The 19,086-nt window shown below is 37.2% G+C and carries 14 protein-coding genes and 4 tRNA genes; 10 read left to right on the forward strand and 8 right to left on the reverse strand.

Going from position 1 to position 19,086, the window contains the following annotated elements; translation table 11 throughout:
* Positions 1 to 236 precede the first annotated feature (236 nt).
* The 4 genes from P20495_RS18385 to P20495_RS18370 all read right to left on the reverse strand — a co-directional run bounded on the left by P20495_RS18385 (position 237) and on the right by P20495_RS18370 (position 723).
* A tRNA-Thr gene (locus P20495_RS18385) sits at positions 237 to 312 on the reverse strand.
* A gap of 57 nt (positions 313 to 369) precedes the next feature.
* Positions 370 to 445: transfer RNA gene (locus P20495_RS18380), tRNA-Phe, on the reverse strand.
* Positions 446 to 500: 55 nt separating this feature from the next.
* Positions 501 to 576, reverse strand: a tRNA-Thr gene (locus P20495_RS18375).
* 71 nt (positions 577 to 647) lie between these two features.
* A tRNA-Phe gene (locus P20495_RS18370) sits at positions 648 to 723 on the reverse strand.
* A 338-nt stretch (positions 724 to 1,061) separates the two neighbouring features.
* On the opposite strand from P20495_RS18370, the gene P20495_RS18365 reads away from it, so the two are divergent.
* Entirely contained in the window at positions 1,062 to 3,836 is a 2,775-nt protein-coding gene (locus tag P20495_RS18365; RefSeq protein WP_008133784.1) for a hybrid sensor histidine kinase/response regulator, read from the forward strand.
* A gap of 59 nt (positions 3,837 to 3,895) precedes the next feature.
* Here P20495_RS18365 and P20495_RS18360 read toward each other — a convergent pair whose 3' ends face one another.
* On the reverse strand, positions 3,896 to 4,168 hold the full coding sequence (locus tag P20495_RS18360; RefSeq protein ID WP_007378389.1) for an oxidative damage protection protein: 273 nt from the start codon (positions 4,166 to 4,168) through the stop codon (positions 3,896 to 3,898).
* A gap of 33 nt (positions 4,169 to 4,201) precedes the next feature.
* A complete protein-coding gene (mutY, locus tag P20495_RS18355; RefSeq protein WP_008133785.1) occupies positions 4,202 to 5,263 on the reverse strand; it encodes an A/G-specific adenine glycosylase in 1,062 nt (353 codons plus the stop codon).
* A gap of 162 nt (positions 5,264 to 5,425) precedes the next feature.
* Between mutY and trmB the strand changes: the two genes are divergently transcribed.
* The 4 genes from trmB to arcA all read left to right on the forward strand — a co-directional run bounded on the left by trmB (position 5,426) and on the right by arcA (position 10,186).
* Positions 5,426 to 6,151, forward strand: a complete 726-nt coding sequence (trmB, locus tag P20495_RS18350) for a tRNA (guanosine(46)-N7)-methyltransferase TrmB (protein WP_008133787.1) — start codon at positions 5,426 to 5,428, stop codon at positions 6,149 to 6,151.
* A gap of 63 nt (positions 6,152 to 6,214) precedes the next feature.
* Positions 6,215 to 7,240 carry a methyltransferase gene (locus P20495_RS18345; protein ID WP_008133789.1) on the forward strand — a complete coding sequence of 342 codons (1,026 nt, stop codon included), beginning with the start codon at positions 6,215 to 6,217 and terminating at the stop codon, positions 7,238 to 7,240.
* A 149-nt stretch (positions 7,241 to 7,389) separates the two neighbouring features.
* Entirely contained in the window at positions 7,390 to 8,994 is a 1,605-nt protein-coding gene (locus tag P20495_RS18340) for a sensor histidine kinase (protein WP_007378394.1), read from the forward strand.
* Between the two features lie 475 nt (positions 8,995 to 9,469).
* Positions 9,470 to 10,186: a two-component system response regulator ArcA gene (gene arcA, locus P20495_RS18335; protein WP_007378395.1), complete on the forward strand. Its 717-nt coding sequence runs from the start codon at positions 9,470 to 9,472 to the stop codon at positions 10,184 to 10,186.
* Between the two features lie 13 nt (positions 10,187 to 10,199).
* Here arcA and arcB read toward each other — a convergent pair whose 3' ends face one another.
* Positions 10,200 to 12,518 (reverse strand): aerobic respiration two-component sensor histidine kinase ArcB, encoded by a 2,319-nt coding sequence (arcB, locus tag P20495_RS18330; RefSeq protein ID WP_008133791.1) that lies wholly within the window; start codon positions 12,516 to 12,518, stop codon positions 10,200 to 10,202.
* Positions 12,519 to 12,750: 232 nt separating this feature from the next.
* Between arcB and folE2 the strand changes: the two genes are divergently transcribed.
* From folE2 to P20495_RS18310, 4 genes are all read left to right on the forward strand, one after another.
* Positions 12,751 to 13,671 (forward strand): GTP cyclohydrolase FolE2, encoded by a 921-nt coding sequence (gene folE2 / locus P20495_RS18325; RefSeq protein WP_008133794.1) that lies wholly within the window; start codon positions 12,751 to 12,753, stop codon positions 13,669 to 13,671.
* A 115-nt stretch (positions 13,672 to 13,786) separates the two neighbouring features.
* Positions 13,787 to 14,383 carry a DUF2726 domain-containing protein gene (locus P20495_RS18320; protein WP_007378398.1) on the forward strand — a complete coding sequence of 199 codons (597 nt, stop codon included), beginning with the start codon at positions 13,787 to 13,789 and terminating at the stop codon, positions 14,381 to 14,383.
* Positions 14,384 to 14,508: 125 nt separating this feature from the next.
* Positions 14,509 to 15,216: a 5'-methylthioadenosine/S-adenosylhomocysteine nucleosidase gene (gene mtnN, locus P20495_RS18315; protein ID WP_008133796.1), complete on the forward strand. Its 708-nt coding sequence runs from the start codon at positions 14,509 to 14,511 to the stop codon at positions 15,214 to 15,216.
* Complete coding sequence (locus P20495_RS18310; protein WP_008133798.1) at positions 15,217 to 16,161, forward strand: regulatory signaling modulator protein AmpE; 945 nt, start codon at positions 15,217 to 15,219, stop codon at positions 16,159 to 16,161. It abuts the gene before it with no gap.
* 63 nt (positions 16,162 to 16,224) lie between these two features.
* On the opposite strand, the gene tyrS is transcribed toward P20495_RS18310, so the two are convergent.
* Positions 16,225 to 17,424 carry a tyrosine--tRNA ligase gene (gene tyrS, locus P20495_RS18305; protein ID WP_007378401.1) on the reverse strand — a complete coding sequence of 400 codons (1,200 nt, stop codon included), beginning with the start codon at positions 17,422 to 17,424 and terminating at the stop codon, positions 16,225 to 16,227.
* 323 nt (positions 17,425 to 17,747) lie between these two features.
* Here tyrS and P20495_RS18300 point away from each other — a divergent pair, with 323 nt between their 5' ends.
* Positions 17,748 to 19,061, forward strand: a complete 1,314-nt coding sequence (locus P20495_RS18300) for a peptidoglycan DD-metalloendopeptidase family protein (protein ID WP_007378402.1) — start codon at positions 17,748 to 17,750, stop codon at positions 19,059 to 19,061.
* Positions 19,062 to 19,086: the final 25 nt, after the last annotated feature.

Below are 19,086 nucleotides of genomic sequence, written 5' to 3' on the forward strand. Positions count from 1 at the left end.
TTAATTATGGGTATTTTAAATTCTCAAGTTGAAAACAAAAAAGCCTCGCTATAAGCGAGGCTTTTAAATAAATGGTGCCGACTAACAAAGTCGAGCGGGTAACTTGAACAGACTACTGATTACAAGTTAGTTGCTTTAAATTACCTAAAATAAATGGTGCCGACTAACAAAGTCGAGCGGGTAACTTATACAGACTACTGATTACAAGTTAGTTGTTTTAAGTTACCTAAAATAAATGGTGCCGACTAACCGAGTCGAACGGTTGACCTACTGATTACAAGTCAGTTGCTCTACCAGCTGAGCTAAGTCGGCACACAAAACTGTGTGCTAAGGCACGTTCAATTTTAAAGATTGAGAACTTAAAGCAAATGGTGCCTCGACGCGGAATCGAACCACGGACACGAGGATTTTCAATCCTCTGCTCTACCGACTGAGCTATCGAGGCACATAAACTGTGCTAACTAAAAGTAAAATAATTATTTAACTTTTAGCTTTATAAATGGTGCCGACTAACCGAGTCGAACGGTTGACCTACTGATTACAAGTCAGTTGCTCTACCAGCTGAGCTAAGTCGGCACACAAAACTGTGTGCTAAGGCACGCGTAATAATGTTTAAACTGTTGATTAAACACCACTACTTTAATAAATGGTGCCTCGACCCGGAATCGAACCAGGGACACGAGGATTTTCAATCCTCTGCTCTACCAACTGAGCTATCGAGGCACTTAAACAGTGCTAATTAAAAATCTTAAATGATTTTTAATTCAATTCCCACTCTTCTCTACCGACTGAGCTATCTGGGCGTGCGGCGTATTAAACGAGTTTTGCCCTTACAAGTCAACTTTTTTTTTATCCTTTATAACCGTTTGCACGGTTTTCAGCCAACCCCGTACATTTTTTATTAATAATGTTTATTTTTCCTACAACAAAAGTTGATGTAGCATATAAATACACTGAAACCAGACTAAAAACGTAGTGAATTATTTTTTTTAGGTGTTACGATTACTCAGATAAATACGATAAGGACTTATCGTAGTAAAATATACCAACGGGAACAATCAATGCAGAGTAAATATTCTTCGCCGGTAAAGGGCTTACTACCTCTTTTTTTAATCATTAATATAGTAGTGACATCGCTTGCTATTGTTGCCTATTCACTTTACTCACAAAATCAAACTCGTTCTGAAAAAATAGAGCCGTCTATAAATATTGCAGATCTCGCAACTAGGCTTGATTTACCTTTGGTCGATGCTTTAACTATGTATGGCCAAGGTAAAGTAAGGCAGTTACTCGATTTAACCTCATTATTAAATAATGACTTTCATTACACTTTGTATCGCTTTAACTCCACTTCACAAACAGAATTAGTATATAGCAGTACCAAACCAGCAATCGCTTCTATTAAACTAAATGAGCACCTAATTGACGATGGTGTTTTACATCACTTACTAATGTTAAACGACCAACCTATTGGAGAGCTTATAATTAAGCAAAAGCAATCCAACCTTTTACTTACCATGCAGAACTCCCAAGTTGTTACCTATCTAATCGCTATTGCCAGTATTATAGCACTGTTTATATTTGCATTAATGTTTAATGCTTATATAAACAATCGCTTACGTGCAAGCACTGGTTTGCTAACCGAAGAGCTTCAAGCCATCGCTGAGAACGGTAATTACGATAGTAATGTAAGTGAACAACTTGAAATAGGTTTAAATGTTGTTGCGCAAAATATTAATCTGTTGCTGCAAAAAGTACAAACGGCAATGACAAATAACGACACAGCCCAAAAAGAGCTACAAAAGCTTCAAAACAGCTTAGAAACAGAAGTGCACAACCGCACACTGGCCCTTGAACAAGCAACGTTAAAGGCCGAACGAGCAAGTGAAACTAAAACAACTTTTTTAGCGACTATGAGTCACGAAATCAGAACACCGATGAATGGTGTTATAGGTACTATTGATTTACTTCGTCAAACAGAGCTTGATGGCGCTCAGCATCGTCTGAGTACCATTATTCGTGAGTCTGCATTTTCTCTACTAAGTATATTGGACGACATTTTAGATTTCTCAAAAATTGAAGCTGGTAAACTCAATATAGACCCAATCCCATTTTCAGTGACTGATACTATTGAAGAAGTTGCTCGAGTGCTCTCCTCCGTGGCAAAAAAACGTGAGCTTGATTTAGAGCTATCTATTGCCCCAGACATTCCGATAAACCTTATAGGTGATACTATTAGAGTACGCCAAGTACTCTATAACTTATGTAGTAATGCAATTAAATTTACTAGTACGGATGAAAAAACGCAGGGCCATGTGAAAATTTCAGTTGAAGTTGCACATAATACAGCCGATCACTTCACTTTACGTTTTTGTGTAACCGATAACGGTAAAGGGATGACGCAAGCTCAATTGCGAGAAATATTCAATCCATTTATTCAAGCAGAAAACTCAATCACAAGAGAATATGGCGGTACCGGTTTAGGCTTATCTATTTGTAAAAGCTTAACAGAGCTAATGCTTGGAACCATACACGTAAACAGCCATATTGGCATTGGTAGTGAATTCACTGTTGAGCTCCCATTTAGCACTTCGGGGAAAATAAAATATGATCACAAAGGAGCATTAAACGCTAAACATATTGTTGTTGTGAGTAATCACCTTGAGCGTCAAAAAGTAATGTATCGTTATTTATCATTTATGGGTGCTAAAATAACGAATGTGTATAATGAGCAGGAAATTGAAGAGCATCAATATGATCCGGATATAATTTGGGTCGTCGACGGTATCGACAATATGGATAAAATTAACGCACTTTTAAGACGTTTGCTTTATTCTTTGGAAGATAATAACCAACAAGTGGTAGTGCTGAGCAAACTAGATGAAGCAGCCATAAATCATAAAAATATTTTTTATATTAATGCAGCTCCATTATGTAAATCTAACTTTATGCTTTCAATACTTGTTGCCGCTGGCCTGCACCAACCAAAACAGATTAAGAAAACTAAAACGCTTAACAACTATTTAAATGTTGAGCAAGCCCGCAAAGCTAACAAACTAATACTACTTGTTGAAGATAACCTCTTAAATCAACAGGTATTAACCGACCAGTTACACATATTGGGTTACGGAGTAGAAGTTGCCAATGATGGCGTAGAAGGCCTTAATATGTGGCGTAAAGGCAATTACTCACTTATTTTAACTGATTTACATATGCCTAAAATGTCTGGCTACGACATGGTTGAAAAAATCCGAGGTGAAGCTGAGTTACTAGAAGCAATCGATGCCCAACCTTATATTGTAGCCGTCACGGCCAATGCTTTAAAAGGTGAGAAAGAGCGCTGTTTAGCAGTAGGTATTAATGATTTCATCACTAAACCCATTGAATTGAATGCATTAGAAAGTACTTTAAAACGCTGGAGCGATAAACAAAACAACGGTAAAAATGTTGTTATTCATCAAAATACCGCTTTACCTGTTGATATGGATGCCGTTGCTAAATATGTAAACGGTGATAAAGCTAAACAAATGCGTTTTTTCAAAATGTATTTAGAACAAAGCCAAAGTTTAATTAAATCTATTAATTCGGGTGTTATGGTAAGTGACTTAAATGAAATAATTGAAGGCTGTCACCAGTTAAAGTCAATATCAAAGACAATCGGTGCGCAAATGGTGGCCGATTTAGCAACGTCATTTGAAGATAAATGTAAGGCTGATGAACTAACAAGTGATGAGCTAATTGATTTAAGAGATAAGTTAGAGATTGAATATTCAAAAGCGGCTCAATTTTTAAAAGAACAAGTGAAAATTGCCGCACAAGACGATGAGCTAATTTAGCTATCGTTTAACAAAATTAAAAAGGGCTGTTAGACAGCCCTTTTTAATTTAAAGTAAAATTACTTTTCTGGAGGTCTATAACCTTCAATTTCTACATCTTTATTTTCAAACAAAAAGCCAACCATCTGCTCTTCTAAAAATATACGATGTTCTGGATCCATCATATTTAAATGCTTTTCGTTAATCAGCATTGTTTGCTTATGTTGCCACTGAGCAAATGCTTCTTTGGAAATATTATTAAAAATCTTTTCGCCAATTTCACCTGGGTATAATTGAAACCCAAGACCTTCTGCTTCTTTTTGTAACTTTTGACAAAATACTGTACGTGCCATAATTAATTCTCTTTAGCGATAAATGCAAACAGTTTAACCTATTGGTGCAATTTGTTTAACCAACTTTTTAGTCGGTGCGGCCAAACCAACTTCTATCGACTGATCTAATGGATACCATATTAACTGTCTGTCATTAACAACATCAGGAATACCCTCTATATTCAGTACGTGTGGATTTATCGTTAGTTCAAAATGCGAAAATATATGTGCAAATGGATCAAGCTGTTTTAGCTGAGCCTTAAACCCTTGCTGCGCCATAAATACTTCTAGATCTGCGTACTCAGCAAATTCAAAAAAGCCAAATAACCCCCCCCAAATTCCCGAATTAGGTCGTTTTTCCATTAAAACTTTGTCATTACACTTAATTATTAACTGATGACAGCTTTTTTTAGGCGTTATTTTTTTAGGTTTTGAATGTGGGAACTCTTTTACCTTGCCTGCATTAAAAGCACCACAGCCCGAGTTTAATGGGCAAGCCTCGCAATCAAACCGACTGCGTGAGCAAACACTCGACCCTAAATCCATCATAGCTTGATTAAACTCGGTAACATTATCTTTAGGCGTTAACTGCTCTGATAAATGCCAAAGCTGGTTCTCGACTTTTTTAACGCCATACCAGCCTTCAATCATAAAATAGCGCGCTAAAACTCGCTTAACGTTCCCATCTAAAATAGGGTGATGCTGCCCAAGCGACAATGATAAAACAGCCCCGGCAGTAGAGCGCCCTATTCCAGGTAAATCCATTACTTCATCGAGTGTTTTCGGAAACTCACCTTGGTATTTGTCACGTACTATTTTGGCTGTTTTATGTAAGTTACGCGCACGTGCGTAATAACCCAAACCAGTCCAGTGGTGTAATACTTGATCTTCATCAGCATCGGCTAAAGCTATGATATCTGGAAAGCTCTCCATAAATTTCTCAAAATACGGAATAACAGTAATAACTTGGGTTTGCTGCAGCATCACTTCAGACACCCACACTTTATAAGGAGTTTTACCTAGCTGCCATGGAAGCGTTTTACGCCCATGAAGGTGATACCAATCAACAACTTGATTAGAAAACAAGTGTGACTGTTCTTTATTTAAATCCAACATTTTTAACTTTTACTGATGCCCAATGGCGGCTCAGTCTATTGCAGTTAACAAAAAGATCAAGCTATACGGGGTGTAAAACCAGCTAATACTTGTGATTGCGGGCTCGGTCAGGGATAATATGCAACCATTTTTAAACACATTGTTTTTTGTCAGGCCAATAATATGAGTGAATCAAGCAACACTAACCTTGAGCAAGCTAAGCAAGAAGGTAAATACATCCGCACCATTCGCAGTTTTGTAAAACGCGAAGGTCGATTAACCAAAGGCCAAGCCGCTGCAATCGAAAAATGCTGGCCAACAATGGGCCTAGAGCATAAAAACGGTATGCTTGATTTAAGCGAAGTTTTTGGCAACAACAACGATGTAGTCGTAGAAATTGGTTTTGGTATGGGTAAATCGCTTGTCGAAATGGCAACAAATGCCCCACATCTAAACTTTATCGGTATTGAAGTACACCGCCCAGGCGTTGGTGCTTGTTTAATGGATGCCGATGAAGCAGGCATTACCAACTTACGTATTTTTGAACACGATGCAGTTGAAGTACTTGCAGATTGCATACCTAATGAAAGCTTAACCACACTGCAATTATTTTTCCCTGATCCTTGGCATAAAAAACGTCATCATAAACGTCGTATTGTACAAGCTGAGTTTGTTGAAAAATTAAGAACTCAATTAAAAATGGGCGGTGTTTTTCACATGGCTACAGATTGGGAAAACTACGCAGAGCATATGCTTGAAGTTATGAAAGTAGCACCTGGTTTTAAAAACCAATCTGAAACAAACGATTATGTTCCACGCCCAGATTTGCGCCCTCTTACTAAGTTTGAGCAACGCGGCCATCGTTTAGGCCATGGCGTATGGGATTTAATGTTTGAGCGTACTGAGTAATTAAATTTTAATTACTTAATCTCACTTTTAATAAACTAAACATACTGTAAGGCAAAGCCATTTATGAGCGTATTAACCAACCCAAGTTTACTGTTACTTCGAAATAGCGAGGCACTAACGGGTAAATCTATCTTGGTGGTCAACTTTGTTCAAGATGGCTTTTTAACAGAGCTTAAAGAACTTAACCCGCAAAGCAAAGTAACTGCATTTAGCTACAACCATGCTAACGGAGAGTTTGCTAAAAACACCAAAGATGTTGATATTCATGTAAGTCACACAATACCTGGTAACGACTACGATTTAGTTATTCTTTACTACCCTAAATCAAAACCAGAATTACTTATGGCACTTGATAATATCCGCTCTGCTATTACTGATGATGCCGAGCTATTGGTGGTAGGTGAAAACAAAAGTGGTGTTAAATCAATTGAAAAACAATTAGCTGGTAAAGCTGAGTTTAGTAACAAGATTGATTCAGCTAAGCACTGCGTTCTTTACTCATTTGCTGAAATAACCAAACACCCACACTTTGATATTACGACCTATCACAAAAAGTTTGTTGTTAATGTTGCCGACACTGAGTTTACAGCTATTAGTGTTCCTGGGGTATTTAACCACGGCAGTTTGGATGCAGGAACAAAAATACTACTTGAAAACGCACCAACGATAAAACAAGGTAAAGTGCTCGACTTTGGCTGCGGCGCAGGTTTAATAGCAACCTATTTAGGACTGCAAAACTCTGCCCTTGAGTTTGTCTGTAGCGATGTTAGCGCCTTAGCAACATATGCAACAGAACAAACTTTAAAGCTAAATGGTATAAAAGGCATTGCTATATTAAGCGATGGTCTGAAAAATATTAGCGGAAAATTTGATTTAATTGTAAGTAACCCACCATTTCATACTGGTATTGCAACTGATTACACTGTTGCTGAAACTTTTCTTGCAAACGCAAAATTACATTTGACGAAAGTGGGCAAGCTGAATATTGTTGCTAACAGCTTTTTAAAGTACCCGCCTATTCTCGAGTCTCAATTTGCAGACTATCAAACGGTATTTAAAAATAATAAATTTGCTGTTTATAGTAGCTAATTTAAATATTTAACTGATTGAGCACGTTAAGTGCTCGCGCTAACTTTCGAATAAATATAAGAATTAGCCTCGTTTTTTCCTTCATTTTTCTGCGTCTTTGCTAAACTATAACCTTAACTAATTAAATTAACTCAGGCGACGATCAAACAATGCCTAAAAAAGTACATCAAAGCAGTATTCGCAAAGCGCTAATAAACTTAATTATGCTTATAACAGCTATTTGCTTGTCGTTATCTATTTCTATTTCAACTTATTTAAGTGTTAAAGAACAAAAGCAGTTAATTATTAGCAAACTGGTTATTCTTTCTGAAATTGTTGCTTTTGATGCAGGAAACTCTGTAATAACAAACAATAGAAAAAATGAAGAAAGACGGCTTAAATCGTTTGATAAAATCCCACTTGTTAAAAACATCCATATTTATTCAATAGAAAAAACCTCACAAAAACCAGTTTTTTTTATCAGTTTTAATGCAAAAAAAACACCTCCGGTGCCACTTAGAATAGATAGCATTGACGAATTAGAAACACCACGTATCAACAATGAATATATTGAACTTATACGCCCAATTTTAAATGATGAAAAATTAGTTGGCTACGTTTACATGCGTGGAAGCCTTGAGAGCCTTGATGTATATATAAAACAAAAAATACTAATCGATATATTTTTAACGCTACTAATACTTATTGTGGTGTACTTTATTGCTATAAAAGTACAAAAACGGATTGCAAAGCCAATTGAGCATTTAAACAGACTATTGCAAGACGTATCAAAGAACCATAATTACGACGCACGAGCGCCATCAACCAATGTAAAAGAAATTACCGCGCTTTCTAACAGTTTAAATATCATGCTTGCCCGAACTCAAAAGCAACTTACCCGACACGAAAAAGATAAAGAAGAAATAAAACAATTAAACCAGAATCTAGAAGAAAAAGTAAATCGACGTACTATTGCACTTAGAGAAGCAAATCAAGATCTTTTAACGACACTTGAGCGTATGCACCAGTATCAAACACAAATTGTAGAAAATGAAAAAATGGCCTCACTTGGGCAAATGGTTGCAGGCGTTGCTCATGAGGTTAATACACCGATTGGACTTGGGATCACCGGCTCTACATTGTTGCGTGATAAACTCGCTGATATAAAACTAAGCTTTGATGATAAAAAACTTACGTCTAACCAATTAAAAAACTTTATAGATGAAGGTATAGAAAATCTTGATTTAATTTATCGTAACTTAAATCGCGCTGCTGATTTAATTTCTAACTTTAAAAAAGTTGCGGTTATCCAAGATGATGGTGACAATACCAATTTAAACATCCATAAGCTTATCAGCGATGTTCTAACATCAATGCAATCAGAGCTTACCGATAAAAACCCTGTCGTTACTATTAATTGTCCTACTGATTTAGCCATACAGAGTAAATCAGAACCGTTACAGCAAATATTTCAACAACTATTACTTAATTCTGTAATTCATGGTTTTTTAGATGCTGAAAACAACGAAATACGCTTTGATATTGAGCTAATCGGGAAACAACTCACTATCGTTTATAGTGACAATGGCCAAGGTGTAGATAACAGTATTAAGCATAGAATTTTTGACCCCTTTGTTACATCTAAAAGAGGGCAAGGTGCAAGCGGTCTTGGAATGCATCTAGTTTATAATTTAGTTACGCAATCACTTGGGGGGCGAATACTCTTTGATCTAGAAGAACAACAGGGTGCACGCTTTATAATTACAATTCCTTAATGGAATATAACTAAAAAGTACATTAATTTAAAATTTAGTCCTTGAATTACTACTTAATGACCACATAAAGAGTGCATGTGGTAAAATACGTAATATTAAATAATTAATACGAAGTCATTTGTGAACTTTATCATCTTTGTGATATCACATACATTGATGAAAGGTTAGATGATGATATAATTTCGCTTTGAATTGGTTTGATTATTTTAAGCACTTTTACATAATTGATGGATGTATCGATTATTAAAAGAAAATGGCTTCGACTTTACTATTCAAATGAGTACATCCGTAGATATATCTATTAAACAGTAGTTTTTGCACGGCCCTTTTTAGTAAACTTTGAATACGCTACTGTTTAAAATTTATCCACATTGTTTTTTCTTGTTAACAATTGGATATAATCCTATAATCTCTAGTAATCGGTTTTATGTGTAATACCGATTTTTTTGTAAATAATCCAAAAGGTTAATTAATAATGCAAACGCCAGTCATTCTAATCGTAGAGGATGAAGACGTAACTCGACTAAACCTCGTTAGTTTATTTGAAGCTGAAGGTTACAAAGTTATTGAAGCCATTGATGGCGATGACATGCATGACAAGCTTACAAATAACGATGACGTTAATCTTGTAGTTATGGATATCAATCTTCCAGGTAAAAACGGTCTTATATTAGCTCGTGAATTACGCCAAAAGCGCAAAGTGGGCCTTATCTTCTTAACGGGTCGAGATAACGATGTTGATCGTATCTTGGGGCTTGAAATTGGTGCTGATGATTATATCACTAAACCGTTTAACCCACGCGAACTGACAATTAGAGCGCGTAACCTAATTACACGTACAGCGCTAGGTGGTGAAGAATCAGCACTAGAAACAAATGGTGTTATTACATTTAATGGTTGGGAACTTGATGAAAACAGCCGTTGCCTAACATCTCCCAATGGTGATGCTAAGCGTTTACCTAAAGGTGAGTACAGAGCACTGCGTTTAATGCTTGATTCTCCTGGCCGCATTTTTAGCCGTGAGCAATTAATTAAACACATGACGGGCCGTGAGCTTCGTGCAAACGACCGTACTGTTGATGTTACAATTCGTCGTATTCGTAAACACTTTGAAAGCGACAACTCAACATCAGAGTTAATCAGCACTATCCATGGTGAGGGTTATCGCTTTATTGGTAAAATTGATAGCTAATTAGAACGAACATTTACTCTAATTGCTGTAAAAATAAATGAAGGGCTTGTTGTCCTTCATTTATTTTATCTGCTAGAATATCTAACCATTCGTTTAAAACTTCATCAGTTTCATCAATAGCGCCATATTCCATTACTTTTGCATGAAGTTGCACATCATTTAAACCAACAGATCCAGCGGCTCCTTTAAGCTTGTGCGCTACCGATTTGTACTCTTCTCTATCACCGCTATTTAATGAAGCAAGTAACTCTTGTTGGTATTGTGGGTTTAACTTTTCAAACAACTGACTACTGCGTTTAAATACAACCACTCCCATTGAGTTAACAAAGTCTTCTATTGTCTCAACATCAAGTAAATGAGCATCAATGCCTTTAAGTGCTTCTGCACTTACTTTTAACTGAGGCGCTTTATTCTCTATTTTTTTAATATCAAATAGGTCAGCAAGCATTTTATCAAGTTTCACTGTATTAATAGGTTTAGCAAGTGCTCCTTGTATTGATATTCCCGCAAGCTCTTCTTCTGCGCTTCGAACGTTAGCAGTAAGTGCAACAATCGGTAATTTATCAAAATAACTATCTGCTCGTATCTGCCTAGCTACTTCGTCACCATTTATATCTGGTAATTGCATATCAAGTAAAATTAAATCTAAATCGTCTTCAGTTTCAACAAAAGATAGAGCATCTTCACCTGTTTCGGCCCATAATACTTCGTGTCCTCGCTGCTCTAATAAGTTAGTCGCAATCTCTGCATTGAGCGGCACATCTTCTACCAGTAAAATATGCAGGCTTCGACCAACATAACCTTGTTCCGTTGGAGCAATACAGAGGCTTAACGGTATTTGAACCGTAAAACAACTGCCCTTCCCTTCGGCACTATCGACAGTGATAATACCATTCATAGCACTCACTAAGGCCTTCGTAACAGCAAGTCCTATTCCTGAACCAATTGCATTAGTCCCTTTTATATCTGGTGCTTTATAATACATATCAAATATTCGTGGGAGTTGCTCTTGCGGTATGCCTTGGCCTGTATCTGAAATTTTCATGACTAACCAAGCGCCTTCAGAGCGATTTTCTCTACGGCAAACAAGCTTAACTTCACCTTGCTGAGTAAACTTAACAGCGTTATTAATTAAGTTCCATACAACCTGGCGCAATCGGGTCGGATCTAACTCTGCATATACGTCAAGCACACCATGACGCTCAATATTAAACTTTAGTTCTTTTTGTTCAGCAATAAGCCCAGCAAAATTCACAACGTCATTAATAAAGTCAGAAACATTAATTGAATTAGTGGCTATATCGAGTTGTTCTCTATCTATTTTATCTAAATCTATAATATCGTTAAAAATATTACCTAATGTTTCAGCACTCGAGAAGACTGTATTACACCAACTGCGTTGCTGTTTATTAAGATCCGTATCAAGTAACATCCGAGTTAACCCAACAATACCATTTAGCGGAGTACGTAACTCATGACTCAATGTTGCAATAAACTTCCCTTTATCTTTATATGCTGTTTCAAGTGCTTGCGCGGCTTCTTTTCGGCTGGTGATGTCACGGCCAAAGCCAAGTAAACCTATGTAATCGCCCTCATCATTAATAAAAGGAAGTTTACGTAGTTCAAACCAACGAGTTTCACCGTTTACTTCGTAACCAACATCGATAGTTAGGGGTTGATGGTTTTGCTCTACTTCTTTATCGGTTCTTAAAACTTCAGATAGAAAATCACTTGGAAATATTTGCTCAACTGTTTTACCAATAAGCTCACTGCTGGACTTTCCCATTACTTCTTCAAATACTTTATTACATCCAGCAAACACACCATTGTTATCGCGGTAATAAAATAAATCAGGTGATGAGTCAACAATAGAGCGTTGCAACATACTTTGTTGTGCTAACTCTTGCTGTGTTTTTTTACGTTCTGCTATTTCTCGGCGTAACTCTTCAATAGCGCGATGCTTAGCATGAAATGCCATTTTACGTTCATCAATTTCAATATTTAATCGGCTGATATTATCTTTAAGCGTCTGATTTAGTAATTTTTCTTGTTTGGTTGCGCTATCTAAATATGCATATGAGGCGTCTAATTGACGGATTGAATTGAGTAGCACACTAATAATTAGCGGAGACACAACAGCAGCAAAAAAAACCACGGCTAAAATATCAACAAAGTGAAATTCACCTATTGCGACATAATAAAACATGCTCGATAAAATAAGAGATGCGGCTAATAATAAAGAATAACAAATAGCGGCAGTTTTAAACTCACCAAATCGTGTTATTAAGCTGGAAAGTACCCGAACCCAAGGGCTCAAAGAATAATCGGTCATACGTAATTTTATCTCTTAGCGGTGTGCTTAAACATAAGTAAGGCAGTAAAAATTGCTAAACATACTATTTTTGCCGATTTTAGCATTTTTCTATTAGCTATTTTCATGTTGTGCGACAAAAACAGAAAAAATTCATGCTCGAAAGTAAACACTATTAAAGTCCTCATTTCAGGAGATGATTATTTCGTGTAAAATACGACGCCTTATCATTGCAATTAACGAGTAACATACCATGCAAACTAATATGCCCGATATAGCTGACACCGCCCCCGCTTTACAAACAGGTAAATTAGACTGGGTTGGTATGGGTGAAATTGAGCTGCCATTCATTTTCGAATCCCGTGATTTAGCGCCTGTTACTGTTAATGCTAAAGCCCGTGCATTTGTTAACCTTCACAAAGAAGAGGCTAAAGGCATTCATATGTCGCGCCTATTTTTAGCCCTTGATATGTTGTCTACTGAGCAGCAAGTTAACCCTCAAACTATAGCGCAAGCACTCGATACATTTATTACTAGTCACGAAGGCCTGAGCGATAAAGCACAAATTGAATTTAAATTTGAACTACCATTACGCCGTAAATCACTACTAAGTGGTAAAACAGGTTGGAAAAGCTATCCAATTACGCTCACTAGTACACTTGAAAATAACAATATTCATTATGAGCTAACAGTCGACGTTACTTATTCTTCAACCTGTCCCTGTTCAGCGGCGCTTGCTCGTCAGCTGATACAAAATGCATTTAGTGAGAAGTTTAATCAAGAAACACTGAGCCAGAAAGACGTACATGAGTGGCTTGGTACAACGCAAGGTATTGTTGCCACCCCTCACTCACAACGCTCTATTGCTAATGTAAAAGTAAAACTTAATAGCAAAACTGATGAATTTGACGTCGTAAATTTAATAAACATGCTTGAGGAGGAACTAAAAACACCTGTTCAAGCCGCAGTTAAGCGCGAAGATGAACAGGAGTTTGCTCGTTTGAATGGTCAAAACTTAATGTTTTGCGAAGATGCTGCACGTAAAATAAAAGCATTACTTGAACATAATAATTACGCAGATTATTGGCTACAAATAAACCATTATGAATCACTCCATGCCCATGATGCAGTTGCTATTGCAGTTAAAGGGCTCACTAACGGTTATCAAGCTTAACCATAAACTGAATAAAGCATAAAAACGCGATAACAATAAAACCTTAATACACATTATTTAGGCACACTAATTGCTTTAGTTATGCAGTGTCAATTTGTTGTTATGAGGTTACCGTATGGAATTCGCTTTATTATCTATTTTAGTATTAGTTGTGGGTGCGTCTGTTGTTGTATCAAAATTTAGTGACGATGGTGGGAATCCGTATCCATTTACTCGCAAGCAGAGCGTATTTACACAAGTAGAGAGTGCCTTTTTAAGTTTATTAGAACGTGCTGTTGGCGATCAATACAAAATTGTAAGCCGCGTAAAATTAGTCGATGTAATTGATTGTAAAGAAGGCTTATCACCTAAATCTAAACGTGCAGCAATTGCTAAAGCAAAAAATAAACAACTTGATTTTGTATTAATCGATAAAGATAAAATGACTATTGTAGCCGCAGTTGATTTAGTTAATAACGCAAATAAAGATGGCCACAAAGCACAGCGTGATTGGTTTGTTAATGGTGCACTTGAAGCAGCAGGTATTCCTCATATTCGAATGAAAGTAAAGTCGGGATACCGCCCTTCTGAAGTACGCGATGCTATTATGTATAAAATTGGTAAACCTGGCGCCTCTCAAGCAAAACGCCCAATTCGTAATCGTGTTCATAAACCGGCAGTACTATCACCTTCTCAAGCAAAGGCACAAACAACAGCTTTAGCTGAAATTTAGTAATACTCTGAGCTAAACACGTTTCTAAAAGTATTTTAAGCGAGCCGTGAAAACTGCTCGCTTTTTTGTTTTTTATGGCTAACTTCACGTATAATCAAGTCATTCAAACTCAGGAATTAAACATTATGAATGTTGGTATTATTGGCGCAATGGAGCCAGAAGTTAAAATTTTACGCGAAGCTATGCAAAATCCACAAATTTTAACTAAAGCAGGTTTCACTTTTTATACTGGCGAACTAGCTGGCAACACAGTAACACTTGTTCAATCTGGTATTGGTAAAGTGGCATCAACTATTGCAACCACCTTACTTATCGATAACTTTAAACCTGACTGTGTAATTAACACAGGCTCAGCCGGTGGATTCGATCCATCGCTAAGTGTTGGCGACGTAGTCATTTCGTCAGAAGTACGTCACCATGATGTAGACGTCACTGCTTTTGGTTATGAGATTGGCCAAGTACCACAAATGCCAGCAGGCTTTGCAGCTCACCCTAAATTGGTTGAAGCAGCAGAGCAAACAATCGCAAAAATTAGTGATGTTAAAACATTAGTGGGCTTAATTTGTACTGGCGACACATTTATGTGTGACCCTGTACGCATTGATAAAGCACGCAGCGATTTTCCTACAATGCTTGCCGTTGAAATGGAAGGTGCTTCAATTGCACAAACATGTTTTACACTTAATACACCGTTTGTTGTTATTCGCTCTATGTCTGACATTGCCGGAAAAGAGTCGCCGCAATCATTTGAAGAGTACTTAGAAACAGCTTCAATCAACTCATCTAAAATGGTTGTCGCACTTTTAGAAAAACTAACGGCTGTAAGCCTTTAAATGCTTAGCAATATTGTTCAGAACCATTTGGACTTTATTGCCTTTATTATAGCGCTCTTTGCTGAGCGCTTTATTCCTCTTGTTAGTTGGTATCACCCCAATACAGCGTTAAATGCCGTTTTTAGTGCTATTGGTAAGCGTATATATAAAAGCAAAGAACCTAAAAGTTATCAATATTTAGCTGCAACACTCGCAAGCACGCTTATTTTAAGTGTCATTCTCATTATTGTCGTGCTATTGCTTGAATTTGCCTTTTATCCTGAGCTTCTCGCAGGCCTTATTTTATATTTATGCCTCGAAAGTAAAAGTATTGATAAAAAAGCCCTGCGTATTGCAAAACTAACTAAACAAAATCAAAAATCGACAGCACGCGAATTACTAAAACCACTGCTTGCCCGTGAAGTAAACAGACTTTCATCTGCTGGTATTATCAAAGCATTAATAGAGAGTTTAATACTGCGCACTGCTCGATACTATTTCGTAGTTATATTTATATTTTTAGCTTTTGGCCCCATTGCCGCCCTTGCTTATCGACTACTTACCTTAATACTGCAAGCATGGCGTGGAGATATCTCTCCTAACAGCCCGTTTTTAAAGCCGCTTAAAATACTTTTGTTTATAATCGAATTTATTCCAATACGGCTGCTTGCATTAACAATTGCTGCAAGCAAAGCCAGCAAACAAAGCATGCATTATATAAAGCATTATGGCCGGCACTTTTATCAAACAAATACGGGCTGGCTACTCAGTACATGCTCTGCATCTATTGGGGTACAACTAGGCGGACCAGCTGTTTATTTTGGAACTCGCTTTAATAAAATGCGTATTGGTACTGATAGATTACCCACACCCAATGATGTACCCGTAATAATTAATAGACTGAATCAGGCACGTGTATTTTGGTTGTTAGTGATAGTCAGCATAGAAATATTAAAAGTGATTTAAAGAGCTCAAAATACGAGCACAAAAAAACCAGCCGAGGCTGGTTTTTACGTTTTTAAACTGTGTTTAAGCTACAGTGATGTTTGCAAACTTACGTTTACCTACTTGGTAAATAGCCGTTGTGCCTTTTGCTATTTCAAGTTTGGTATCGGTGATTTTATCTTCACCGTTAAGTTTAACTGCACCTTGCTTAATCATACGCATTGCTTCTGATGTACTTACGACTAAGTTTGCTTCTTTAAGCAAGTTAGCAATTAAAATAGCATCTTCGGCAATTGTTACTGTCAGCTCAGGGATTTCATCTGGCAGCGCTTTTTTCTGAAAGCGTTGAATAAAATCATTATGAGCAGCTTGTGCATCTTCTTCACTATGAAAACGCGCTATTAACTCTTTTGCGAGCTCAATTTTAATATCGCGCGGGTTAGTACCTTGCTCAACACGTTCTTTTTGAGCTGCAATTTCCTCAATAGAAAGCGCGCTTAATAAATCGTAATAACGCCACATTAGCACATCACTAATTGACATTATTTTACCAAACATATCGTTTGGCGCATCAGTAATACCAATGTAGTTACCAAGCGACTTAGACATTTTTTGAACGCCGTCAGTGCCTTCAAGTAATGGCATCATTAATACTGTTTGCGGCTTTTGACCCTCTACTTTTTGTAGCTCACGGCCCATTAACAAGTTAAAGCGCTGATCAGTACCACCCAGTTCAACGTCAGACTCTAGTGCAACCGAATCCCAACCTTGTACAAGTGGATATAAAAATTCATGAATCGCAATTGGCTGACCGCTACCGTAACGTTTTTTAAAATCATCACGCTCAAGCATACGCGCAACGGTTTGATTAGCAGCAAGTTTTATCATACCTGCAGCGCCTAACTTTTCCATCCAAGTAGAGTTAAACGCAACTGTTGTTTTTGCTGGATCAAGTATTTTAAATACTTGCTCTTTATACGTTTCAGCATTAGCCAGTACATCTTCACGAGTAAGTGGTTTACGCGTTACATTTTTGCCTGTTGGGTCACCAATCATGCCTGTAAAATCACCAATTAAGAAAATAACCTCATGACCAAGATCTTGAAAGGTTTTCATTTTATTAATTAGTACAGTGTGCCCTAAATGCAAATCGGGTGCTGTTGGATCAAAACCCGCTTTTATTTTTAGCTTTTTACCCGTCTTTAGTTTTTCAACTAATTCGTCTTCAATTAATATTTCTTCTGCACCGCGTTTTATCTCTGCAAGAGCGGTTTGTAAATCCACTGTGTATTACTCCAAAATTCTGCCAACGAAAGAGGCGACTAGCTAGTTGCGTTATCTCGATTTAATACAGGTTTAAACCAAGATTATATATGTAACTAACATAACAAATTTTACCTAATTAAAATAACTTTTTAAGTGATTAATGCAACTAAACATAATACGTATAGTCTGAGTTAACGAAGCAGTTAAAAAAGGTCTTCAAACCTCGATTCTAGCGCAATTCAGCGTTAGTTTAAATCTACAAAACACTAGTATTCGCACATTATTAGGTATATCCTGCAATATTATGTATTTATTATCTTGACAGCAGAAAAAGGCACGTTATGGTTCACGTGGTTAACACCCTCCCCAAAAAACACAAATTGCTTATTCTAGGTTTGGTTTCTGCTATTGCCGGCTTGCTCTTTCTTCCTTCTGAAAAAGCAACTGCATCTAAAGATAATAGTGTAAATGCACTAGAGATTGGTAAGCGCTATGAGTTACAAGTTAAAGTTGATAACAACGAAAAATTAACTGAGTTAAATTCAGAGCAAGCAGCAGAAAAGTTACCAGAATACGACTTTGTCGATCATAAAGTTAAAAATGGCGACAATTTAGCAATTATCTTTAAGCGTGCTGGTTTTTCGGCTCAAACGCTTCATAAACTAATTAACACTAATGCAGAGACTCGCAAACTGACTAAAATTCACCCAGGTGAAATACTTAGTTTTGCGACAGCTGAAGATGGCTCCTTAGCTCAACTGCGCTATGTAATTTCAAAAACAGATACTTTATTTGTTACCTTAAATGAAGAAGGTAACTACGATACAGCTATTGATAGCAAAGAAATTGAAACGCTAACCAAAACCGCTGGCGGCGAAATATCTAACAACTTTTGGACTTCAGCAATTGCAGCTGGTTTAAGCGAACGCCAAATAATGAACTTTGCTGACATATTTGGTTGGGATGTTGATTTTGCAAACGACATTCGTAAAGGCGATGTATTTGGCTTAATTTACGAGTCTCACTATGTTGATGGCGAGTTTATTGGTACCGGTAAGATTATTGCAGCTGAATTTGTAAACCAAGGTCAGCGCTTTGCAGCTATTCGCCATACCGACGGCAATTTTTATACGCCTGAAGGGCGTAGCATGAAAAAAGCATTTTTACGTGCACCTGTGAGCTTTAAGTATATTAGTTCGAGCTTTAATCCTCGCCGCTTACACCCTGTTACTGGGCAAGTTAGAGCGCACCGTGGTATCGACTTTGCTGCACGCACTGGCACACCTGTTGTTGCATCTGGTAACGGTAAAGTAATTAAAGCGGGTTACAGCAAGTACAACGGTAACTACGTATTTATTAGCCATGGTACGCAATATGTAACTAAGTACTTACACCTAAATAAGAAGCTAGTTAAAACGGGCCAAAAAGTTAAACAGGGCCAAAAAATTGGTACTGTAGGTTCTACAGGTCGTGTTACTGGTGCACATTTACACTATGAATTTTTAGTAAATGGCGTTCACCGTAACCCTAAAACTGTAAAACTTCCTAAGTCAGAGCCATTACCTCGCTCAGAACTTGCCAAGTTTAAACCTATTGCTGATAACTTTATTGCCCAGCTTGAGCGCAATCGCGAGCTACAGTTAGCACTTAAATAAAGTTTATTAATAAACATTAAAAAAG

It is taken from the genome of Pseudoalteromonas sp. BSi20495 (assembly GCF_000241185.1).
In the GTDB taxonomy this organism is placed as follows: domain Bacteria; phylum Pseudomonadota; class Gammaproteobacteria; order Enterobacterales; family Alteromonadaceae; genus Pseudoalteromonas; species Pseudoalteromonas fuliginea.